General features: G+C 37.0%; 19 protein-coding genes and 1 tRNA gene. 11 read left to right on the top strand and 9 right to left on the bottom strand.

Annotation, left to right across the window (positions count from 1 at the left end; translation table 11 throughout):
* Positions 1 to 14: 14 nt before the first annotated feature.
* A complete protein-coding gene (gene ppsA / locus L1994_RS09200; protein WP_278099146.1) occupies positions 15 to 2,285 on the bottom strand; it encodes a phosphoenolpyruvate synthase in 2,271 nt (756 codons plus the stop codon).
* A gap of 500 nt (positions 2,286 to 2,785) precedes the next feature.
* Between ppsA and serA the strand changes: the two genes are divergently transcribed.
* Positions 2,786 to 4,372, top strand: a complete 1,587-nt coding sequence (gene serA, locus L1994_RS09195) for a phosphoglycerate dehydrogenase (protein WP_278099145.1) — start codon at positions 2,786 to 2,788, stop codon at positions 4,370 to 4,372.
* A gap of 824 nt (positions 4,373 to 5,196) precedes the next feature.
* Positions 5,197 to 6,690: an MFS transporter gene (locus L1994_RS09190; RefSeq protein WP_278099144.1), complete on the top strand. Its 1,494-nt coding sequence runs from the start codon at positions 5,197 to 5,199 to the stop codon at positions 6,688 to 6,690.
* A 63-nt stretch (positions 6,691 to 6,753) separates the two neighbouring features.
* On the opposite strand, the gene L1994_RS09185 is transcribed toward L1994_RS09190, so the two are convergent.
* Positions 6,754 to 7,002, bottom strand: coding sequence for a hypothetical protein (locus L1994_RS09185; protein WP_278099143.1), 249 nt, complete (start codon positions 7,000 to 7,002; stop codon positions 6,754 to 6,756).
* A 471-nt stretch (positions 7,003 to 7,473) separates the two neighbouring features.
* On the opposite strand from L1994_RS09185, the gene L1994_RS09180 reads away from it, so the two are divergent.
* The gene (locus L1994_RS09180; RefSeq protein ID WP_278099142.1) at positions 7,474 to 8,187 is read left to right on the top strand and encodes a hypothetical protein; all 714 of its coding nucleotides are present in this window, start codon (positions 7,474 to 7,476) and stop codon (positions 8,185 to 8,187) included.
* Between the two features lie 278 nt (positions 8,188 to 8,465).
* Here the strand turns inward: L1994_RS09180 and L1994_RS09175 are convergent, their stop codons facing one another.
* Entirely contained in the window at positions 8,466 to 9,683 is a 1,218-nt protein-coding gene (locus tag L1994_RS09175; protein ID WP_278099141.1) for an aldo/keto reductase, read from the bottom strand.
* Positions 9,684 to 9,878: 195 nt separating this feature from the next.
* Here L1994_RS09175 and L1994_RS09170 point away from each other — a divergent pair, with 195 nt between their 5' ends.
* From L1994_RS09170 to L1994_RS09160, 3 genes are all read left to right on the top strand, one after another.
* Entirely contained in the window at positions 9,879 to 10,457 is a 579-nt protein-coding gene (locus L1994_RS09170) for a DUF2179 domain-containing protein (protein WP_278099140.1), read from the top strand.
* Between the two features lie 36 nt (positions 10,458 to 10,493).
* On the top strand, positions 10,494 to 10,742 hold the full coding sequence (locus tag L1994_RS09165; protein WP_278099139.1) for an eS24 family ribosomal protein: 249 nt from the start codon (positions 10,494 to 10,496) through the stop codon (positions 10,740 to 10,742).
* Positions 10,743 to 10,895: 153 nt separating this feature from the next.
* Positions 10,896 to 11,678, top strand: a complete 783-nt coding sequence (locus tag L1994_RS09160) for a 4Fe-4S binding protein (protein ID WP_278099138.1) — start codon at positions 10,896 to 10,898, stop codon at positions 11,676 to 11,678.
* A gap of 724 nt (positions 11,679 to 12,402) precedes the next feature.
* Here L1994_RS09160 and L1994_RS09155 read toward each other — a convergent pair.
* Positions 12,403 to 13,404 carry a hypothetical protein gene (locus tag L1994_RS09155; protein WP_278099137.1) on the bottom strand — a complete coding sequence of 334 codons (1,002 nt, stop codon included), beginning with the start codon at positions 13,402 to 13,404 and terminating at the stop codon, positions 12,403 to 12,405.
* 519 nt (positions 13,405 to 13,923) lie between these two features.
* On the opposite strand from L1994_RS09155, the gene L1994_RS09150 reads away from it, so the two are divergent.
* Positions 13,924 to 14,511: a hypothetical protein gene (locus L1994_RS09150; protein WP_278099136.1), complete on the top strand. Its 588-nt coding sequence runs from the start codon at positions 13,924 to 13,926 to the stop codon at positions 14,509 to 14,511.
* Between the two features lie 29 nt (positions 14,512 to 14,540).
* Here the strand turns inward: L1994_RS09150 and L1994_RS09145 are convergent, their stop codons facing one another.
* The 4 genes from L1994_RS09145 to L1994_RS09130 all read right to left on the bottom strand — a co-directional run bounded on the left by L1994_RS09145 (position 14,541) and on the right by L1994_RS09130 (position 17,291).
* On the bottom strand, positions 14,541 to 14,690 hold the full coding sequence (locus tag L1994_RS09145) for a hypothetical protein (protein ID WP_278099135.1): 150 nt from the start codon (positions 14,688 to 14,690) through the stop codon (positions 14,541 to 14,543).
* 223 nt (positions 14,691 to 14,913) lie between these two features.
* Positions 14,914 to 14,999 (bottom strand) — tRNA-Ser (locus tag L1994_RS09140).
* A 238-nt stretch (positions 15,000 to 15,237) separates the two neighbouring features.
* Positions 15,238 to 16,530, bottom strand: coding sequence for an RNA-guided pseudouridylation complex pseudouridine synthase subunit Cbf5 (locus tag L1994_RS09135; RefSeq protein WP_278100837.1), 1,293 nt, complete (start codon positions 16,528 to 16,530; stop codon positions 15,238 to 15,240).
* Between the two features lie 77 nt (positions 16,531 to 16,607).
* On the bottom strand, positions 16,608 to 17,291 hold the full coding sequence (locus L1994_RS09130) for a uroporphyrinogen-III synthase (protein WP_278099134.1): 684 nt from the start codon (positions 17,289 to 17,291) through the stop codon (positions 16,608 to 16,610).
* A 653-nt stretch (positions 17,292 to 17,944) separates the two neighbouring features.
* Here L1994_RS09130 and L1994_RS09125 point away from each other — a divergent pair.
* Positions 17,945 to 19,153, top strand: a complete 1,209-nt coding sequence (locus tag L1994_RS09125; RefSeq protein ID WP_278099133.1) for a tripartite tricarboxylate transporter permease — start codon at positions 17,945 to 17,947, stop codon at positions 19,151 to 19,153.
* A 15-nt stretch (positions 19,154 to 19,168) separates the two neighbouring features.
* On the opposite strand, the gene L1994_RS09120 is transcribed toward L1994_RS09125, so the two are convergent.
* Positions 19,169 to 20,095, bottom strand: a complete 927-nt coding sequence (locus tag L1994_RS09120; protein WP_278099132.1) for a calcium/sodium antiporter — start codon at positions 20,093 to 20,095, stop codon at positions 19,169 to 19,171.
* Positions 20,096 to 20,407: 312 nt separating this feature from the next.
* Between L1994_RS09120 and L1994_RS09115 the strand changes: the two genes are divergently transcribed.
* The 3 genes from L1994_RS09115 to L1994_RS09105 all read left to right on the top strand — a co-directional run bounded on the left by L1994_RS09115 (position 20,408) and on the right by L1994_RS09105 (position 22,294).
* A complete protein-coding gene (locus tag L1994_RS09115) occupies positions 20,408 to 21,310 on the top strand; it encodes an NOP5/NOP56 family protein (protein WP_278099131.1) in 903 nt (300 codons plus the stop codon).
* On the top strand, positions 21,307 to 21,921 hold the full coding sequence (locus L1994_RS09110) for a fibrillarin-like rRNA/tRNA 2'-O-methyltransferase (protein ID WP_278099130.1): 615 nt from the start codon (positions 21,307 to 21,309) through the stop codon (positions 21,919 to 21,921). The genes L1994_RS09115 and L1994_RS09110 overlap by 4 nt, the downstream gene beginning before the upstream one ends.
* An 82-nt stretch (positions 21,922 to 22,003) precedes the next feature.
* Positions 22,004 to 22,294: a nucleotidyltransferase family protein gene (locus L1994_RS09105; protein WP_278099129.1), complete on the top strand. Its 291-nt coding sequence runs from the start codon at positions 22,004 to 22,006 to the stop codon at positions 22,292 to 22,294.
* Positions 22,295 to 22,392 lie beyond the last annotated feature (98 nt).

The raw sequence follows: 22,392 nt of genomic DNA, 5'->3' as shown, positions 1-22,392 counted from the left end.
TAGTCACTTATTTTTTATTTTCGTGCCGCATCAAGAATGATTTTCTTCTCTGTTCTTGCGGCAGTCTCGCGGATTTTTTGTACTGCGTCAATATTTGCAGAGACACTTGCAATGCCTGTTTCGACTAACCATTTGACCATTTCAGGATCAGATCCTGCCTGGCCGCATATTGAGCATTCAACACCGGCTTTTCTACAGCGCTTAATTGCATATTCAATGAGCTTTAAAACAGCAGGATGTTTTGGCCTGTACATGTCGGCGACATTCTGGTTGTTTCTGTCGATTGCGAGAGTGTACTGGATAAGATCGTTTGTTCCAAAGGATGCAAAGTTTATTCCGGCAGAGATAAAGTCGTCAATCAAAATTGCACTGCTTGGGATTTCAACCATTATTCCAAGTGTTTTATTCTCAACATCAACACCAAATTCTTTCATCATGCCTTTTGCGGCGACGAACTCGTCAGGGTGGCCGACAAGCGGGAACATTATTCCAAGATTATCGTATCCTTCGTTCCAGAGTTTTTTGAAGGCCTCTACCTGAAGTCTGAACTGACTTTTGCTTTGAAGGTCGCGGCGGATACCTCTCCACCCAAGCATTGGATTGTGCTCTTCAGGCTCATCTTCGCCTCCTTTCATGTTTCTGAATTCATCAGTTGGAGCATCTAAAGTTCTTACCCAGACCGGCTTTCCGTTGAACTCATCCATTACAGTCTTGATACCGGAGTATAGTTCATTGATGAATTCATCTTCTTTTTTGTTTATTATGTACCAGTTCGGCGTTTTTCCAAGACCTAAAATTAAGTGTTCGATTCTTAAAAGGCCAACACCGTCTGCACCGGTTGCCGCCGCACGCTTTGCGGCTTCAGGGAGAGATACATTGACTTTGATGCTTGTTGCAGTGATAATCTGAGCTGGTGCAGATATAAATCCTGCAACCTGTTGTGCCTGAGGTTCTTCGGCTCTTTTAACATCGCCTTCGAATACAAGACCTTTTTCACCATCTATTGTTACAATCTGGCCGTCTTTTAAGATTTGTGTGGCCTTTTTAGTTCCGACAGCGGCAGGTGTGCCAAGCTCACGTGATACAATTGCGGCATGGCATGTCATTCCGCCTTCATCAGTGATGATTGCGGCGGCCTTTCTCATTGCAGGCACCATATCAGGATTTGTCATCTTTGCAACCATGATATTGCCGTCTTTTACTTTTGAAAGGTCCTTTACTGAGTGGACGATTACAACAGCGCCTGTTGCAATGCCAGGGGATGCTCCCTGACCTTCAAGAAGAATATTCCCTTCTCCATGTACATCTTTGCCTTTTTTGGATGTTTTGCTTGTGATTGTTGTAATCGGACGGGACTGAAGGATGTATATTGTGTCGCCAACGATGCTCCATTCAATATCCTGTGGATTTTCGTAGTGATCTTCTGCAATTTTTGCAAATTTTGCAAGCTTTATTATTTCATTGTCTGAAAGAACAGTTGCGTTTTGTCTTTCTTTTGAAACTTCAACCTCTTTTGTTCCTTTACTGCCGTCAGGAACTATCTCAACTATTTTATTTGCGATGTAGCGGTCAACGATGTGCTTTGAGTTCTGGTCAAAGACATAGTTGTCAGGTGATACAGCACCGGAGACCACTGCTTCTCCAAGTCCCCATGAAGCTTCGATTATTGTTGAGGACTCTCCTGTTACAGGATGAGATGAGAACATAACCCCTGCCTTTTCAGAGTAGACAAGCTTTTGGACGACTACTGCAATATCAACACTTCTGTCGTCAAATCCCTGCTTTGCGCGGTAGTAAATTGCGCGTGCTCCGTAAAGGGATGCCCAGCATTTCTGGATTGCCACAAGAAGATCCTCATCACCCCTGATATTGAGGTAAGTTTCCTGCTGACCTGCAAAACTTGCGTCAGGAAGATCCTCTGCAGTTGCACTGGAGCGCACAGCGACAACCTCATTGTCCCCCATCTTTTTATAGGACAGAAGTATGTTTTCCTCAAGTTTCTTTGGGATTTTAACGCTCATTACAAGCTTCATTACTCTCTGAGCGGTTGTTTCCAAAACATCTGAGTCTTCGACATCAACACCCTCAAGTTTTTTGAAGAGTTCATCTTCGATGCCTGTTTCTACAAGAAAACGGCGGAATGCCTGCGCTGTTACAACAAATGCAGGAGGCACAGGAAGTCCGACTGAAGTCATTTCGCCAAGCGAGGCTCCTTTGCCGCCAACTGACGGAATATCCTCTTTTTTTATTTCTGCTAGCCACAGAATATCTGGCATATTACTCATGCTATAAATCCACCTGTCGTATAGGTTGTGTAATATCTATGACTATGAGGCTAAATTATGTTTCCCAAAAGTGGCCACAACTGACAATCTTCATAAAGATTTTTCATTGTTGATTGTGTGTGTTTTTTTGTTGTGAATATACTGTAAATGAAGGAGATATACTGGATATATATTGTGTATGTACTGGAATTCGCTATGAATATATTGTGAATGAGCTTTGAATCATATGTAACAGGTTGTAAAAAGTTTTAAAAATTTACATGAAAGTTACTTTGTAACTTACATGAAACCGGTGCATGAAATATAATTTCATGGACGTTTTTATAGAAAGTTTGTAAAATATCATTGGTGAAAGGATGTTAATCTGGGTCGAATTCTAAAAAAACCTTCAAATTGCGACTGATTAAAATAAAAAAAAGGAAAATTGCGGCTGTTATTGAGGATGAAGTTATAAAAACAATCAATATGCTGTATGTGTAAAATAATACGGGGACTTTTAAGTGAGCTACAAAGTGCTTGTCAGCGACCCTCTTGCAGATGAGGGAGTAGATATCCTTCGCGGATTTTGCGAAGTAGATGTAAAGACCGGTTTATCAGAGGACGAACTCGTTAAAATAATAAATGAATATGACGGGCTTTTGGTAAGAAGCGGAACACAGGTGACTGAGAAGGTAATTAATGCCGCAGAAAAACTCAAGTTCATTGGACGTGCAGGCGCAGGTGTAGATAATATCGAGCTTGAACCTGCAACAAAGCGCGGGATTATTGTTGCAAACGCGCCTGCAGGAAATACTCTTGCCGCGTGTGAACATACACTCGCTATGATGGCATCTCTTGCAAGAAATATTCCGCAGGCGACTGCATCTGTTAAAAAGGGCGAATGGAAACGCTCAAAGTTTATGGGTGTTGAGCTAAACGATAAGGTTCTTGGAATTGTCGGATTTGGAAGAATCGGCCAGGAGCTTGCAAAGCGTGCAAACGCTCTTGAGATGAAGGTTGTTGCATACGATCCCTACATCAATAAAGAAAGGGCGAATGAACTTGGTGTTGAGGTAATGACACTGGAACAGCTGTTTCCGGTTGCCGACTTTATCACAGTTCACACACCGTTAATCAAAGAGACAAAGCATCTCATCAACAAAGACACAATTGCAACGATGAAAACCGGCGTTCGCATTATTAACTGTGCACGCGGCGGAATAATAAATGAAGATGACCTGTATGATGCGATTGTCGCAGGAAAGGTTGCAGGTGCGGCTTTGGATGTATATGAGGAAGAACCGCCTGAGAATTCAAAGATTGTAACTTTAGAGCAGGTAATTACAACCCCGCACCTTGGTGCATCAACAGTTGAAGCACAGCAGAATGTTGCAGTATCGGTTGCAAAGCAGTGTATAGAAGTGTTAAAGGGCGGTTCAGCAAAGTTTGTTGTCAACGCTCCTATGGTTGCACCGGATCAGCAGGACAGAATAGAGCCGTATGCAAGACTTGCGCAGAAGATGGGAAAACTTCTCATCCAGCTTGTTGAGGGAAGAATTGAATCGGTGGATATTGAATACGGCGGTAAAGCCGCAGATTTTGGCTCTGGTTCAAAGTATGTTACCCGGCTTGCATTAAAAGGCATTCTTGATCCGATTCTTCAGACCCCTGTTAATATTGTAAACGCTGAATTTGCGGCAACAGAGCGAGGTATAAAGGTTTCAGAGACTCTTGCAAAAGAGTCACTCGGCTTTACAAATCTGATTACAATTACTGTCAAAACAGATTCCATGACAGAGACTGTAAGTGGAAATGTATCTTCGCCTGAGAAGCTCAGAATCGTAAAGATTGGCGACTACATGACTGATATGACCCCTGGTGGAGATGTTATTATCTCACGCCATCATGACAAACCGGGAGTCATCGGAAAATTCGCGACAATAACAGGTCAGCACAATATTAACATTGCAGGTATGCAGGTTGGAAGGAACAATCCGGGTGAAGAGGCTGTAATGGTCTTAAACGTTGATTCAGCCGTTCCTTCAGAAGCGATGGATGAAATATTAAAGATAGACGGCGTTTTTACTGCAAAATATGCCCATATCTAATCAATTAATTTATCCGGATATTATAATCCTGACAATTTAATTGGATTAGCTAAGCAGTATTAATTAAATAAGATCTATATAAATCCAAATAATTTACGAAAAAAAACCAGATCTGATGTTAATCAGATCTGGTTTTTAAATATAGTCTGACTGAAATATTTATTTCATGAACGTTTTTAAATCACTTTTTCCTGCAAAGAATTGTATCTTTTTTGGTGTCTGCAGTCATTTTTAGTATTTTAATATTTCAGCTATTTTTATTCATTGCCGGTTTTTGGCTTTTTAGTGATTTATTAACAATTGTAGGGTTTTTTTTAATTTAACCTAATCAGATACTTTTGATTCATCAATGGATGGAGGTGAAAGTATGAATAAGAAGAGCAATGTTCGCCGTCTTTCAGATGACGAATATGAAAGAATTGTTATGATGCTTAAATACAGAAAAAGCATCTGAATAAAATCCGGAGAGGGATTTTTGTTGAAATTTGAGAGTATTTTTTTTATTTTAAGTAGTTGGTTTTAATTTTTAGTAGTTTGTTTTAATTTTTGATACGGCTTTTAATTCATGTTAATCTCTTGAAAATAACTATTGTTTCTCTTAAAAGCGGGATTGATAAATTGCTGATTGATGGATGAATTAACTGCTGAATATAATTATTGAATTACCCCGGTGAATTATCTGCATGAGTTAATTAATGAATATCCTGAAGAATTTAATGATTGAATTACCGGATAAACAATCTGCATGAGTCCGATGAAGAATCTATTAAATGAAGAATCAATTAAATGAAAGATTTTATTGAATAAAAAAGAAATTTAATATCATGCATAATTCAGAAGATAATTCCAAAAAAAATGGATTTTTCCTTTTGGTTTTATCTATATCTCTTGCAACTTTTATGTCATCGCTGGATGGTACAATTGTTAATATCGCACTTCCGACAATCTCAGAATCTTTTGATGTTTCGACAAGTTCGGTAAGCTGGGTTGCAACAATTTATCTGCTTGTGATGGCAGGATGTCTTTTGATATTTGGAAAGCTTTCTGATTCTGTGGGATTTAAAAAGATATTTTTATCCGGATTTATCGTATTTACAGCAGGCTCTTTTGCCTGTGGTTTTATTCCGGATTTTTTCAGTTCTTTTGATTCTCTTATTGGTTCAAGGGCACTACAGGCGGTTGGCGGCGCTATGATTACAGCAATTGCACCTGCAATGATTGCGGCTTATGTTCCTTTTAATATGAAAGGAAAGGCAATGGGGATTGTGATGACTGTTGCCTCTCTTGGAATGGCACTTGGCCCTACCCTTGGAGGTATTCTGACACAGTATCTTTCATGGCACTGGGTTTTTTTCATAAATGTTCCTGTAGGTATTTTTGCAGTCGCACTTGGAACTAAAGTAATTCCTAATGAAAATGGCAGTAAAAATAATGACGGTTTTGACAAAAAAGGTGCATTTTTGATATTTGCAGGTCTTGCTCTTCTGCTCTTTGGAATCTCCGAAGGACAGGCTATGGGATGGACTAATCCGGCAATTGTTGTATCTGTTATTTTGGCTTTGATTCTTTTGGCTTTGTTTGTTTTTAATGAGCTGAAGGATAAAAATCCGCTCCTTGAACTATCACTTTTCAAAAGCAAAAATTTCATTCTTATGAATTCGATAGTGGCGCTGATATTCTTTAGTTTTGCCGGAATAAACTATCTTATGCCTTTTTATCTGGAGTATGTTTTAGGGTATGATACATCTTCTGCCGGTTTTATCCTGACTTCGCTTTCGTTTTCGATGATGATAGCAGGAATTCTTGCAGGATTGTTGTTTAACAAAACTGGTGGCAAAAAGCTCACAATATTAGCGGCGTTCTTAATTGCCGGCGGATATTTCATGATGACAAGGCTTCATGCAGATACCGGACTTTCGTTTGTTATTGTCTGTCTGATTCTGATAGGTTTTGGACTTGGCCTTTTGGTTACTCCACTGTTTAATATGATTATGAATTCTACAGCAAAGAATTATCAGGGGATGGTTTCAAGCCTTACAAGCCTTGAGAGGTTTGCACCGATGACGATTGGAATTGCAGTTTACAATCTTGTTTTAATCCAGGGTGTACTTGCAATTTCAAGTCATCACGGGATTACAACAACCGCTCCTGTAAATATAAAGCTTGAAATTCTTTCTGCAGGTTTTGATTTTGCATTTTTCATCGCATTTATTGTCGGAATGATTGTGTTTATTCTCTCATTCTTTGTAAAAGAGGAGGTTCACCCGGATTATCTTGAAAAAGCCGATGACGATTCTGCAATAATGGCAAGTCTGTGATTTTTAAAATAAATCAAAAATTAAGATAAATCACCAATCCTTTTTTTTTGTTATGTCTTCAGTTTATGCTGATTTTGTTTTTTCAATTGCATGAAGGATAATAATGTCTTTATGAACTGTAAGGGTTGCAGTGTATTCATTTATTTCAAGAGATAATATTGGCGTTTTTGGAACATTCAGTAAATTTTTAGGATTTTCATTTTGCATTTCCTTAAATTTTTTTAATGAGCTGAATATGTCGGCTTTTGTGTCTTTATTCAATTCCAAAAGGCATCTTTTGCCATATGTTGTTGCAAGAATGACTCTGTCCATCTCTTTGTAATCCCCCCTTTTTTTTGAATTTATGAATTCTGAAATAATGAATTCTGAAATTAATTAATCCTGAGAATTGATGATTGATTCATATAGGTAAAAAAGTATTGGATAAATAATTGTGAAAATGTAGGCGTAGAGTCGGATATAGAAAATTACAAGGATTTAAGGTAAGAACTCAATGGTATTTTGCCTGTAAGGCTTCGTAGAATTATATGTTAATTTATCGTATTATTCTTATTTTTACATTTTCAGCTATCTTTGCCGGTAGTTTTAAAATATTAGTTTTGATGGCCTGATTTGTGTATAAACCATATATGAGTTTATGAATGCTTTAAACCATTTTGACCGGATATGTTTCTGATGCAGATGCTTCATGTAATATTTCATGTATTAAAATGAAAGAGGAGTACTGACATATTTTAGATTTTGGATAAATATAAGCCTTAAAAGAGTTTAATTAGATATCAGATGAGAGTAATTCCGTTTCTTTCAATAATTGCATCGATGCCCTCTTTTTTTCTTATGGTTCATGAGAGGCTGTATGGCGATGTATCTGAAGGTGGGGGCAGTAAATGCCAAAATGATTCTGTACTGTCCCGTCTTGTTAAGGCCGAAGCCTCATTTGATAATCTGATAAAAAATCTGTCACTTCTTATTGGAACATCTGTTCTTGGAATGATTGCAGATCCTCCTGATGCTGAGAAAAAAGCCGATCTTCTCTTTAATGAATTTAAAGAAAGCTATAATCTGTTTATATATGATTTCAAGAAGCTCCTGGACTGCATAGTCTCTCAAAAAGAGAGTTTAAAGGGATGTTTTGGTAGTGACTGGATGAGAGTTGAAACATTAAGATCAGCGTTTGGCAGTCCTGAAATTGACTGGAATTACATATTGGAGAAAAAGACACTGATATGCGACAATTCAATTCTTAAAAACGAACGAAAATTCAATACATGCCTTTTTGATAAACTAAGAGGGCTTATTTTTACAGAGGCCTCTGAGGCAGGTGTTTTGTCATACAGTCTTATTCCACCGGAATTTGTATCTGAATTATTCAGAAGTACACAGGCAGTAAATCCGGCAGTAAATCATCTTGTAAATATTTTGTCCGCCGTTCATGGAGAAGACAGAGATGAGGAGGTGCAGTATAAAAAATCTGCTGGAAAATCGTCCGATGAGTAGATAATTCAGACAAAAAACCAGGAAAAAGACACAGAATGAAAAAAACACATGGTGAAAAAAACACAGAATAAAAAAGACACATAATGAATAATCATCAGATGAGAATTATCCAATGAGAGATAAGAAAAAATGTAAAGGAACCTGGATAAATTCCACAAATGTTTTTTTACTTTCTTCTTAATTTTATCTATTTTTATCTATTTTTATCTATTTTTATCTATTTTTATCTATTTTTATCTATTTTTATCTATTTTTATCTATTTTTATCTTATTAGTTCTCAATTGCGTTTTTTAAAGGAAATTCTGGCCTGAAGTTCGGCTCCTTTTTTTAGTATTGCAGTTTTTATTCCAAATGTTCTTCCCTCAAATGTCTTTGAAACATCTTTCAAAAGATTTGGAATATCAAGATTCTGCGGGCATGACTTTTTACATTTCCCACAATTTCTGCAAAGTCCTGCATTTCCTCTGTCGCTTAGGATTCCTCCAAGTCTGATAATATAGTGAAATTTGGTCTTTAATTTCCCGCCGAAAATGAAATAATTATTGTAAAGTGAAAAACACTCCGGAATATCTACTCCATACGGGCAGGGCATGCAGTACCGGCATCCTGTACAGCCCACTTTCATAAGTTTCATGTAGGCCTCTTTTGCTTTATCGACAATCAAAAGCTCTTCTTTTGTAAGTGAATCCGGGAATGCATTCGATGCAGTATCTGTATTTTCATCAATTTGTGATATTTCATTCATACCTGAGAGGACTGTGGTTACTTCGGGTTTGTTTAAGATCCATTGAAATGACCATTCGGCAGGTGTTTTTTTTACATCAGCCTCATCCCATATTTTAGAAACCTCTTTTGGAATATTATTCACAAGATTTCCGCCCCTTAATGGCTCCATAATAATTACTGCAAGATTTTTTTGAGCGGCATACAAAAGACCTTCTGTTCCTGCCTGATTTTTTTCATCTAAGATGTTATACTGAATCTGGCAGAATTCCCAGTCGTTTTCATCAACAATTCTCTTAAATGAGCTGATGTCGCCGTGAAATGAAAACCCTGCATTGATTATTTTGCCGGATTTTTTGGCAGATTCTAAAAAATCTATAACTCCAAGATTTTTCATTTTTTCCCATGAATCGCCGGCGAGGCTGTGGATTAAATAATAATCTATGTGGTCTGTCTGTAGTTTTTTAAGCTGTGAATTTAGTATTTCATCCATATCCTCTCTGGATTTAACTGACCAGTGAGGGAGTTTTGTTGCAATTTTTACCTTTTCGCGAAATCCTCCCAAAAGTGCTCTTCCTAGAAAAGATTCGCTTTTTCCCATGTGGTAAGGGATTGCGGTGTCGAAGTAGTTGATTCCTTTTTCTATTGCATAATGAATCTGTTTTGTAGCTTCTTTTTCATCAATACGTCCGTTTTTGACTGGAAGACGCATACAGCCAAACCCTATTGCGGAGATTTTATCATTTGTTTTTGGAACTGTTCTGTACTGCATAAAACACGTATTCTCTATCTTTTTTTTATTTCTTAAATTATGGCACATATTCCGGATATCAGAATATTGATAAAACAAAATATTATGGTGAAAAAATCGGGTGAAAAGAGTGGTTATTTTGATGTTTCTTACCAAAATTATTTCTGGAATGATGACTGAGTGTTAAAAACCATCAATACAGGTGTATAATTTTTCATGACAGATCCTGAATTATTCAATCTTGTACTGCTTCCACTGCTTATATTTGCGGCCAGGGTTGCAGATGTGTCCTTTGGAACATTGAGAATTATCTTCATATCAAGGGGGCTTAAATATCTCGCGCCTGTTGTGGGTTTTTTTGAAATAAGTATATGGCTCATTGCAATCAGCCAGGTTTTAAAGGATGGAAGTCCCGGAGTCTCTTTTATTGCCTATGCACTTGGTTTTGCATGCGGAAATTATGTCGGGATTTTAATTGAGGAGAAGATGGCAATGGGTATTTCTGTTATCAGAATAATTACCCAGTATGATGCGACACTGCTGATAGACAGGTTAAAAAAAGGAGGATTCAGGACAACCGTTATAGGTGCAAAAGGCCAGCATGGGGATGTAAGTGTTATATTTACGGTTGTTAAGCGAAAAAGTATCCCTGTTGCTTTAGGGCATGTCCACAAATACAATCCTCATGCTTTCTATACGATAGAGGATGTGAAAAGTGCCGGCGGGGATATGTTTACGTCCCGGACAGTGAAGACCAAAAGAGGATTTGGAAGGTTTTCAAGGAAAGGAAAATAAAAATTAATTTTTTTGTTGTTTGTTTTTGGGTTTATTATGGATATCAAATTTGAAAGTTATGAGGAAAATCCTGAATTTTCCAGAAAGGAGATATCTTTTTGTCTTTTTTTTGAGGGAGCAATTCCTTCAAAAGAAAGCATTAAAAAAGATATTTCTCTGTGTTATGGTGTTGAGCCGGATTTAATTGCTCTTGAAAAATTAAGGGTTGTTAAGGGAAAAAAAGTAGCTAACGGGAAAGCAAGAGTCTATTCGGATGCTTCTGCGATTAAAAAATATGAAAGGTGAAGCTGAAACATTTGCATTAAATGACTGATGAAAGTTCAGAATGGGTAAAGTGTACGTAACTCTTATTTTTAACAAATTTTCTCATTTTTTCTCAGGTAATTTTATTTGTCTGATGTCTTTTATTAGAAGTATTGAATTCATGAAGGTGTTTATGTGGTCATAAAGTTCTTTTCTCAGACAACCGGTTTTATATATTGTATTCTTGCCCTTTTTGTTATTATTGTCCTTTGGAAGAAGGGATTGATGAGCAGAAAAATCCGGAGTGTTTTTTTATTTGCCTCTGTTTTATCCGGATTTTTATTTTTTTCTCCTGTTGCACCCTATCAGTTTCAGACTGTTTTCCTGAGGAATTTATCATCTCATGGTTCTCCTGCTGTTTTTGTGGTTTTCGGACTTTTGTTCATTGCTATTGTAAGTTTTGTAATTGGCCGTATTTTTTGTGGAAACATCTGTCCTGTTGGCGCTTTACAGGAAATTATTTCAGCAGTTCCGGTTAAGAAAAGAGGTAAGTATTTGAAGAAATATTATGTTTTCATAAGATTTTTTGTATTTATTGCATTTTTGGTTTTGGCTGTTTTGTTTTCAATAAGTCTTATTGGAATTTTGGGTATCAAAGATTTTTTCACTCTAAATATGCTTTCAATTTCGTTTTATGTGTTTTTGATTTTTGTGATACTCTCATTTTTTATTTACAGGCCGTTTTGCAGATTCATATGTCCTTATGGACTTTTTCTTTCATTGCTTGCAATAAAAAGCCGTTATAAATTCAGAAGGACTGATTTGTGCATTGATTGCCGGAAATGTGAGACGGTATGTCCTGTTGATGAGGCAAAAGCGGGCGATAATAAGTCTGAGTGTTATATGTGCGGGCGATGTGTGGATGTGTGTCCTGTTAAAGGAGCGCTTGTATATTCCTCTGAATTCAAAAAAGAATAAATTTTGAATATTTTTTGTCTGACTATTGAAAGTCAGATTGAAAATCAGATTTATGCCCGGTATATCACTTGTGACATAGCTCTGGAATTTTGATGTTAAAATCTATCATTTTTCTTTCATAAATCAACATATGGTTTATGAGATTTATTCTCCGGAACATTGTTTGAAATTTTCTTATTTATTCTATCTGCATTTTGCATTTTTTTCACATTTTAATGCCCATATCTCTGATTTTAAAAATTTTGTTTAATCCGGCAAACGAAATTGTTTGTATTATAAAATTTAGTATATTCTGTTGTTTTTAGGCCGGGGTGTATACTCTGTTTATTTGTATGAATTTATGGATTGTTTGATTTACGGGTTATTTGTATGGCCTGATATTTCTTATGATTTGTCTGAATTGAAGATTTGACCTGTCAAATTTTATCTATATGGGATTGCCTGTAATTGTATTGAAGAACCATTTTCAAGGCCGGATATGTTTTTTGTTGGCAGATGTTTGGTTTAGAGCAGATATCGTAAGATGAAGTTTGTAAGATGAATATTAGAGTTTAAAGCAGATGTGGTTTTTAAAATCAAATGCGAGGATTAGGGTCAAATAAACAAAATGTGCTTTATGCAAATGTGCTTTATGCTTTTGTAAATATTTTTAGAAGATGTTTTTTAAAACGTATCATTATAATTTTTTTAGAGCGTTTTTTGTGACATTTCTTATGGAGATTAATTACTGCTGTATTACCCATTCATAAAGAAAATCGCGGTTTGTGATGTTTTTCGTTACTGTGTTGTATTTCGTATGGAGGTCTTTTAATTCATCTGAGCTGTCATATTTCAGTTCAGCGATATCTGATTTAATTTCATCAAAATAGTTCTGTATGAGAAGGTTTTGTTCATATGATGTATACTCCTTTCCTTCCCGTGATATGGGGATTGTTATGGGGGTTTTAGGGCTGAAGGGATGGTTGTTTACCTCTTCCGGAATGATGCCTATAAGGCCTGTTGCAGTGGTTTCAATGAATGCATACTCAGAATCATGGGGGGGATTTGAGGTGCGGATTTCGACTGCAACGTGACTTTCATCTTTGAAATACATCATCTGATTATCATAGCCTTCGAGTGTGAGAATTGCTGAGAGCAGAAGACTTTTGTCATCGCAATCACCTTTCATCTCATACAGAGTTTCTATCGGGTACTTTGGAGCAGTACCTGTGGTTTCATATGGCAGTGACTGGACGAATGTGACTATGAGGTCTGCATATTCGTCGTCGTTGAGCTGTTCTTCATTTTTGATTTTTCGAAGCTCTTTTGTGATTTGACTGTAGCTTTTTAAATTAATGCTGTCTGTAATAAGTGTCTGGTAGTATCCTGCTGTCCAGTCTTCTGCCTTTATGCCTGAAGATTTTGCCCGAATGTTTTTATTGGTTTTCTCTGCGGCGAGGTATTCGTTTTTGTCTAATTCAACCTCTATTTTTCTTAATTCTGAGTTGAACCTGAATTCGTGTGCTGCCGTTATGGTTTCGCCTTTTCTGTCAGGCAGGCTTACTTTCGGGTATTTTATGCCTGCCTCCTCTGATTGGATGTCAATTAAATCTGTCTGAAAATTCGCTGTGTCAGCTACAGTTTCAGGTGCTGTTGCTGATGCCTGGATTACCATGAATGCTGAAAGAATACTAAAAACAACAATTAAAGCAAAATGCCTTTGATTGTTTGCTGTTTTTGTTGTCATTGTTGTCACTTCCTGAAAGTCAGAGTTGTTGATTTAGTTAATCGATATTATGGTGAGGTAATTATTAATAGCTATCCCTAGTGATAATCACTAAAGATTTATTATAATAATTATTGCATACAATAAGGGGGACTGACAATCAATAAAAAAAAGAAAATAATAATTTTTTTCCTGGATTAAGATTTAAAAATCTGATTTTTAACAAAAAAAGTATGGTTGGAAAAGAAGGCTGTTTTGAGCTTTTTTGGATAAAGTTTATCAATGATCAAAGGACCCGCCGCATTTTATGAGAGTCCTGATTGTTAGTGATTCTACCAGGAAAACATTGACCCAAATTTTAAAATTGATTTTTTTTAGGTTTTCATCTCTCTGATGACTGTAGTATAAATTTAGTAGTGTGGTTGCAGGCTCACGGGTGTTATGACAAAATCGACTTTTAAAAAAATTCATGTGATGAATGAACAATAACTAAATTATGCTCCCTGTTCAACTTAATGTTATTATTGTGAGGTTAAGCCCTTGATAGAATTTACTATAACAGAAATACCTCCTTTCATTCCTTATCTGATAACTTTTGTCTCAAGTGTTTTTACAGCATATTTACTAATGATTTTGAGCCATAGATATAATCGAAAATTTGAATATAACAAGTTAGTAGATTATTTTGATCTAGAAGTAATGCATTCAATTGTTTTATTAAAAGAATTAAAGAAAGAAATAACCCAAATTCTAGAAAATGAGGACGCTAGGAGTTTTGGTTTATTAAAAAATACTTCATTTAAATTAAATTCTTATGATCTATTCTGTCAGCAGGGATTTTTATATTGGTTAAATAAAGAAGAATTAATGTATGTTACAGGAATTAATTTAAGAATTAAAAATATTGACAACAATTTAAATTATTATTTGACTTTTATTTTTAATAGGAATCCTACTGATTTTGATTCGTTTGAAATTATAAGAAATAAGCTATTAAATTCTATTTTAGAGGAGATTGAATACTTTATCAAAGAGAGTGACACAATGTCACTTAATTATAATCTTACTTTAGACTTAAAAATAATAAAAAAATACAATGCCATAAAGGATCGTATTAAGAAAAAGTGAAAATCCATAGTTAACGCTCTTCCTTCTCTTTAAATCGGCGGGGCTTTGCCTACAATAACAAAAGATTTTAAAATAATTTTCTTTAGTATCGGGTGGTCGATGTCGAGATCCAGGATCTCCTCTACGTTTCTGGTTCTGCGAATACTGCCGGACAGACAACAACTTCGCAGTCCGGGCATTATTTCCTTTTCAAATTTTGTTATTTCTACGGCCTTTTCCGTATGCCAGGATGTGAATATGAGGATAAAGATAGAAGTATTGATCCTGGTTTTCTAAGGTAGAAAGAGCTGTATAACGATTATAACGAGGAAAGGTATCTTCTCCGCCAGACAAGATACTGGTCTTCTCATAAAGGTAAATTTTAACAAAACAGATGATAAGTCTTTGAACAAGTTGTCTAAGCGCTGAGGGGGAGATTTGAACTCCCGAGGGGCGTAAGCCCCACAGGCTTTCCAGGCCTGCGCCCTACCGGACTAGACTACCTCAGCATAAGAATAGTCAGTGCCTTATCAAATATGACTGTCAATCTATTAACTTTATCCTTTTACAACTGCCAAAAAATTCTACAGTGAAGGTCAGTCGGAAATGAACATGAAATGTAAAATTCAAGCAAAATTTAAAGGAATGAAAATTCCATGAAAGGAATTAAAGTACAGGTAAAAGGAATAAAATTAAATTTAAAATAAATTCAAAGAAAATTAAAAGATTTGTAAGTTTCAGACAGAATTATTTTTTATTCTTTTTATATGGCTGAAACCCTGAGCGGACTTTTGGTACAGCATTATCAGGGATAGTTTTGGTTTTCGAAATTTTTCCGGTTCTCTTTTTTTCGGCAGACTTTGTATCAGCCCGTTGTTTTTCTGCTCTCGTAATTCTTTTAAAAGGTCTGTTATCCTGTTTATTCCTGCGATTAGATTCCCTTCCTGAAGAGATATTCCGGTCTTTAATCTTTTTTGAAGTATCTATTGGTTCGCTGGTCTCATTATGTGTCAGTTTTGAATCTATTAATGGGCTATTTGATCTTTCATCGTATGATTTTTTGGAATTTTTGGATTTTTTTGAATTTTTGGAAACCCAGCCCTTCTCATATGTTCCTCTTTTCATGACGACTGCCTGAGGTGCGACAACAAGGCCTGTATCGCCGAGCTTGTACTCCTCTGAGGAAACAAGGGCTTTTCCTATGCAGACAAGTTCTCCTTTTTCTGTTATAACCGCAACTCTTGCATCCCGTTTATAGCTCTCACGTGCAGAAACACCAACACCGGCAAGCAAAGCACCGGAACAGACTGCCTCTACAGCAGAATCAAGTATTTTTACAATCGGAATCTCTGAAATTAATCTTTCAACAGGAAGAATCATCTTTTTTAACTCTTCAGTATCTCCTTCGGATGCGAAAACAGCGGCGTCTTTTAAGTCATGGAGCGTGCAGGTGTCAGAAAGGACGACTGAACCTGACCTTGAACGGCGAAGCTCCTCCATCTGCCCGCCGACACCCATTGATAAAGCCATATGGGTACAAAGAGAACGAACATATGTTCCGGCTTCGCAGGCCACCCGCATTAAAACAAGACGTTCTTTAAAATCAAGAATCTCAATCTCATAAATTCTTCTGATTCTGAGCTGACGGCGAACAGCACTTTTTCTGGGTGGTCTTTGATAGATTCTGCCTGTAAATTCATCTGCCGCTCTTAAAACATCTTCTTTTGAAACATCATCGTGAAGTCTTAAAACAGCGATGTACTCTTTTCTGTGTTTTAGTATAACTGGTGCAAGGCGGACTGCTCTTCCAAGCATTATTATAAGAACGCCTGAAACCATCGGATCAAGTGTTCCTCCATGTCCGATTTTGATATCGCCGCCTAAAATCTCCTTTACCCATGCAGTTACCTGGTGGCTTGACGGCCCCTGCGGTTTATCTATTGCGATTATTCCGCAGTCAAGGAGTTTTTTTAATTCCGGGTCTGTTATTGAATGATTCATTTTTTTATTGCTTACTTTTGATAATTTATTTTCCTGCAGTTATACCCTGTTTTGCTCTTATTTTCGTATAAATACTAATTAAAATACAAACCGGCTCAATAATTCGCATATTCGCATTATTGCCTGCCGGCGATGTAATCATTAAGAGCCTTAAGTGTTCCTTCAAGTGAGCCGTCACCGACAACTTTTGGTTTTACGCCTGCCTCAATCATTCTCTGAGCAGTAATATCTCCGATTGCAACCGGTATTATATCACTTTTTTTGTCCCAGATGGAATATGTAAAAGAATTGGCGCTTGTAAACAATATAGCATCACACTCTGTCAGTAAAAGTTCTTTATTCGAAGGCTCAAGTGCATAAATGGGAGTTTCCATTGCAATCCCTCCATTATCTTCTATAGCACTGATAAGTGCGGGATTTAAAACGTCTGCCCGGGGAAGACCGATTTTTTTGCCGTAAATCCAGTCTCCAAGAAAAGGAACAAAATCGCGTGAATAAAAGTTGGGCAGAATTTCACAACTGATTCCAAAACCCTGAAGTGTTTTTGCAGTCTGCGGGCCTATTGCAACAACTCTCGGCCATCTTTTAAGAAGCGGCCCTATTGCTTCTGCCGGAAGAGCGCTTGTGAAAAATATACAGTCAAATTCGTTTTTGTTGGCTTTTTCTGCAAATTCAAGCACCTTTTCTGTATAAATTCTGGCCTCCATTGGAGATACTGTCCGGCAGTCATGACCATATTTTTTGCAAAGACTTTCATCTTTTCCGGCCTTTTCTTTGAGACGTGTAACTGCAATTATCATTGGCAGATGAATATGTTGGGAATTTAGATAAAAGATTCCAATAAAGGATTTCAAAAACGAAAATATGCTAAGACAATATGCTAAGACAATATGCTAAGACAATATGCCAAAAAAATATGCTAACTAAAAAATAAAATTCTGATGAAGCAAATGTTTCATTCATTACCTGTTTTATCCATTGATTAATCCAATCGTTTTAAAAAACGTTCATGAAACAAATTTTTCATGTACAGTTTAATGAAAATCATGATTTGATCATCATGGTAAATGTGAAACACTTTATTTAATCTTTGAAAATTCATAAAATTCTCAATATTTCTAAAAATCGTTTAAAAATCTCTATATTGCATATGCGATATAACGAATATTGCTAAATATTGATTGTATAGACCGGCATAATGAATAATACTCAAATATGACGTGTATAATCAAAGGATTATCCATAATACTCAAATATGACGTGTATAATCAAAGGATTATCCATAATACTCAGATATGACGTGTATAATCAAAGGATTATCCATAATACTCAGATATGACGTGTATAATCAAAGCATAATGAATAATACTCAAATATGGTGTGTAAAATCAAAGCATAATGAATAATACTCAAATATGGTGTGTATAATCAAAGCATAACGGATAATGCCTGTATGATAGAGATAATCTTCTGCCTTTGCATTGGAATAATTCTTGGAATGATAAGCGGTCTGATTCCGGGAATTCACTCAAATACGATGGCAGGACTGCTTCTCTCTGTTGAAACCGGATTTCTGGCCATTTTTGGAGAGACCGCAATGGCAGTCTCGTTAATTGCCGCACTTGTTGTTCACACATTTTTAGATATAGTTCCGGGAACATTCTTTGGAATACCTGATGCAGACACTGCTCTTAGTGTTCTTCCGGCACACAGGCTCTGCCTGAAAGGTCACGGAGAAAAAGCAGTCCGGTTATCAGCGCTTGGAAGTGCATATGGAAGTGTATTCGGCCTTTTTTTCCTCATTGTTTTTATGCTATATCTTCCCTCTATCCAGCAGTATATCGACTGGTGGGTTGGAATAATTCTGATAATTGTAGCCGGTATTTTGATTGTGTATTCAGAATCTCCGGAGTGGTCATTTGCAGTTTTCATGGTTTCCGGAATTTTAGGATTGTTTGCATTCGAATACTCATGGATATGTTCTGGTTTTTCAGCACAGGCCTCTGTTTTAATGCCGCTTTTGACAGGCCTTTTTGGAATATCAGTATTGATAGCATCTTCGGATGGAAAGATGCCTGAGCAGAAGTTTGAAGGCATAAATACGAAAAGAATGGATATTTTAAAATGCAGTGTTGCAGGCACTCTGGCAGGCTCTGCTGTTGGGTGGCTTCCCGGGCTTTCAAATGCCTCTGCAAACGCTGTTTTGGCATCTGCTATTAAAATAGATAAAGAGGGAGAGGGGTTTATTGTTGCAACAAGCGCGGCAAACACTGCGAATGCATTTATCTCTATTGCCGCGTTTTATGCAGTATCGCGGATGAGAAACGGTGTTATGACTGCATTTTCCCATCTTGAAAATCTTCCGCCAATATCTTTTATTCTGTCAGCAGGTTTTTGTGCGGCGATTGCAGGTTATCTTCTGACAAATCTATTTTCGCGTTTTGGAAAGTTATTTTCCGGATGGAATGTGAGAAGACTTAGCTTTTCAGTTATAATTTTCATGGTTGTATTAATTTTTGGTTTCACAGGTCCTTTTGGAATTTTAATATTGATTCTTGCCACAATTACGGGATGTGTACCCGGAATTGTAAATATCAGGAGAGTTCCATGCATGGGTTCTGTCATGCTTCCTGTGATTTTATGGTCATTTTCAATAATCTGAATTAATAATCCTATTTCAGGACATGAATAAAAGAGCCATATACAAAAAGTATCCTGCAAGCAGAACAACTGCAAAGAATCTTGTGAATTTCTCATTTCCTGCAAATAACAACAGGCCTCCGGCTGTAAAACCACACATTATTAAGACATCAGAATATGAGGGAATTGTAACCGGAGTTAATAAAGCTCCTATTCCAAGGACAAAAAACAGATTGAATATATTGCTCCCAAAGAGGTTTCCAACCGAAATTCCGCCCTGATTTTTTAGGATTGCAACAAGTGAGGTCATAAGTTCAGGAAGTGATGTTCCGACTGCAACCATCGACATTCCAATAATAAAAGATGGAATCCCGAAAAATTGTGCGATTGATATTGAGCTCATTAAAAGAAGCTGTGAGCCTGCTACGACTCCTAAAAGTCCGCCGATGATAAATATATAATCTTTTTTACCGTGTGATATGACATCCTCTGATTCAACCGCACCATTCTTCCACAGATATATGAGAATTAGTATGAATGCAGTCAGAAATACAACTCCTCCAATAAAACCTATTGTTCCTGTAACTGCAAATGCGGCGAAGATAACAGTTGCGGCAATCATTAAATAAGCTTCATCGCCAAGAGAAAACCTTCCTTTTCTTTCAACTGAACTATGAACAATTGCAGGTTTAATAAAAGCGCATATTGCTAATACAAGTGCGATATTTGCGATATTACTTCCTATGATATTTCCTGTTGCAATTCCCTGATCTCCTGAAAGCAGTGCATTTATGCTCACTCCAAATTCGGGAAGAGATGTTCCAAAAGCAATTACTGTAAGGCCGATTGTTGTTGGAGAAACTCCATATCTTGCCGCAAGTCCGCCTCCTCCCTCGACGAAATAATCAGCACCTTTCACAAGCAGTAAAAGACCTGCGATAAACAAAATAAATGTAATAATCATATAATGTCTCAGATTTCAAATTCTCTTCCTATAAATTCTCTTTCTAAATGTTTTGTATCTGTCTGACTAACTGGTTACCTTTTTTGAATTTGGTATATTTCATTTTATCTGAAAAAGCAGTATTCCTCCATAGTAGTAGTAGTAGTAGTAGTAGTGGTAGTAGTCTTCCATAGTGATTGCCTGGATTTTGAGAGGTTAGATAATTGATAGCATGGATTATTGATTGCCTGAACATACTGCTTTTTGCCCGATATATAAATCAGATATTCGCAGAGATGTTGGCGGGACAGAAGAGACTTTGTGAGACATTTAATGCCGGATTGGAAACAGAATGAATTAGCAATTATGCAGTACTGGTTTGGGGATATTAATTCTGATGACGCCTGTGTTTTGGCAACCGGAGAAATAAGTTTTCTTGTTGCACGATATCATGATATTGATATAAATATGGACGATTTTGTGCCGCTTTCGTTTGAGACTGCGGTTAAATGCGGTGCTTTCAAAAACAGGGATGAATATCTGGAAAAACTTCGCCTGCTCTGTATATCTCTGGCAGAGGAGAAGATTAGGGCACATTATACAAAAGGCGACATTGAGCTTGTTCAGATGGTAAGGATGCTTGATGAGATGGATCATGTAATCAACCTCTTAATTGAGAGGGCGACTGAGTGGTATCTTGTTCAAAACCCCAAATTTTCAAGAAAATACAAATCTATCAGTGCAAAACGTATGATTGCCATAATCAGACGTGAAAAAAATTCTCTTGGAAGGCTTGGTTATGAAATCGACAGGCTTTCATCTGAAAGAACACGCCTTATGAAAGAGATTTCAGGAAGAGCTGATATAATCGCTCCAAACTGCAGTGCACTTGTCGGCGGCCTTGTTGCGGCAAGACTGATATCGCGGGCTGGAAGCCTGCATCAGATGTCAAGGATGCCTGCATCAGCAATTCAGGTTCTTGGTGCTGAGAGTGCTCTTTTTACTCACCTTCGCGGAAATACACCCCCGCCAAAGCATGGCATTATATTTCAGCACAGGAGGATTCATAATTCAAAGTCAAAGGTAAGAGGCAAAGTATCTCGTGTTCTTGGCGGGAAGCTTGCAATTGCGGCTAAGCTGGACTATTTCAGAGGTGAGATTGTTCCTGAGTTCATTGAAGGCGCCCAGAAGCGTATTGACTATGTTTTCTCACTTGGAGAGGAGGTTAAGAAATGATCAGAGTTGATGGTGTTTTGGTCTCTAAAGGTCAGGGCGGGGTTTACGGCGAAAAGATGATGAAAGGATTTCGAGTATGGGATCCTTACAGAAGCAAATTTGCCGCACTTGCGATGATTAGGTCAGATAAACCTGAAACAGAGTTAACAGAGGACTTAAAGGTTCTTTATCTTGGAGCGGCCAACGGAACAACAGTCTCTCACTTTGCCGATTATACAGAATGTATTTATGCTGTTGAATTTGCACCACGACCCATGCAGGACTTAATAGAGGTCAGCAGAAGACGAAAAAACATTATTCCAATCATGGCCGATGCAGGAAATCCGGTAGAATACGCACCCTTTGTTGAATCTGTTGATATGATTTATCAGGATGTTGCACAGCCCAATCAGGCCGAAATCGCGGTTAAAAACCTGCCATTCTTAAAATCCAATGGTATTGTAATTTTAATGCTTAAAACAAGAAGTGTCGATGTTACAACTGACCCAAAAAATGTGTTTTTGGATACGCTAAAGGAACTTGAAGAATCCGGTCTTAGTGTTTTGGATGCCTGCTGGCTTGAACCATATCACCATGATCATGCGTGCATAATCTGTAGGAAAATTATGTAAGTCTTGTTTTTCAATTTTGCATTTAATTACAGCCGGAAATCTTATTATGTCACAAATGGTAAATAAAATTTGAGTTGTTCTGATGAGTGTCTATAATCAGGTTCAAAAAAACAGAGATCGGATTTTAGAGATTGCTGCGGAGCATGGTGCATATAAGATTAAATTATTTGGTTCTGTTGTTCGCGGAGAAGATAAATCAGACAGTGATATAGATTTTCTTGTTGAATTCGAACAGAACAGATCACTAATTGATCATATTGCATTAAAACAGGATCTTGAAGATCTTCTTGGGCATGAAGTAGATGTTGTTACAGAAGGGAGTCTCCACCGGTATATTAAAGAAAATGTTCAGAAGGAGGCAGTATCTCTTTGAGAGTCGTTAAAGATGATAATCTTTATCTTATTCATATTATGGAATCTATAGAGAATATTGAATCCCATATTATGAATATAATAGAAAATGATTTGCCT

The organism is Methanomicrobium antiquum, from assembly GCF_029633915.1.
Lineage (GTDB): Archaea > Halobacteriota > Methanomicrobia > Methanomicrobiales > Methanomicrobiaceae > Methanomicrobium > Methanomicrobium antiquum.
The sequence above is the reverse complement of the archived record's forward strand: the minus strand, read 5'-3'. Positions and strand labels throughout refer to the sequence as shown.

Coding starts and splice junctions, on each gene's coding strand:
- ppsA (WP_278099146.1), bottom strand. CDS start 2,285: ATGAGTAATATGCCAGATATTCTGTGGCTAGCAGAAATAAAAAAAGAG.
- L1994_RS09190 (WP_278099144.1), top strand. CDS start 5,197: ATGCATAATTCAGAAGATAATTCCAAAAAAAATGGATTTTTCCTTTTG.
- L1994_RS09185 (WP_278099143.1), bottom strand. CDS start 7,002: ATGGACAGAGTCATTCTTGCAACAACATATGGCAAAAGATGCCTTTTG.
- L1994_RS09180 (WP_278099142.1), top strand. CDS start 7,474: ATGAGAGTAATTCCGTTTCTTTCAATAATTGCATCGATGCCCTCTTTT.
- L1994_RS09175 (WP_278099141.1), bottom strand. CDS start 9,683: ATGCAGTACAGAACAGTTCCAAAAACAAATGATAAAATCTCCGCAATA.
- L1994_RS09170 (WP_278099140.1), top strand. CDS start 9,879: ATGACAGATCCTGAATTATTCAATCTTGTACTGCTTCCACTGCTTATA.
- L1994_RS09165 (WP_278099139.1), top strand. CDS start 10,494: ATGGATATCAAATTTGAAAGTTATGAGGAAAATCCTGAATTTTCCAGA.
- L1994_RS09155 (WP_278099137.1), bottom strand. CDS start 13,404: ATGACAACAAAAACAGCAAACAATCAAAGGCATTTTGCTTTAATTGTT.
- L1994_RS09145 (WP_278099135.1), bottom strand. CDS start 14,690: ATGCCCGGACTGCGAAGTTGTTGTCTGTCCGGCAGTATTCGCAGAACC.
- L1994_RS09130 (WP_278099134.1), bottom strand. CDS start 17,291: ATGATAATTGCAGTTACACGTCTCAAAGAAAAGGCCGGAAAAGATGAA.
- L1994_RS09125 (WP_278099133.1), top strand. CDS start 17,945: ATGATAGAGATAATCTTCTGCCTTTGCATTGGAATAATTCTTGGAATG.
- L1994_RS09120 (WP_278099132.1), bottom strand. CDS start 20,095: ATGATTATTACATTTATTTTGTTTATCGCAGGTCTTTTACTGCTTGTG.
- L1994_RS09115 (WP_278099131.1), top strand. CDS start 20,408: ATGCCGGATTGGAAACAGAATGAATTAGCAATTATGCAGTACTGGTTT.
- L1994_RS09110 (WP_278099130.1), top strand. CDS start 21,307: ATGATCAGAGTTGATGGTGTTTTGGTCTCTAAAGGTCAGGGCGGGGTT.
- L1994_RS09105 (WP_278099129.1), top strand. CDS start 22,004: ATGAGTGTCTATAATCAGGTTCAAAAAAACAGAGATCGGATTTTAGAG.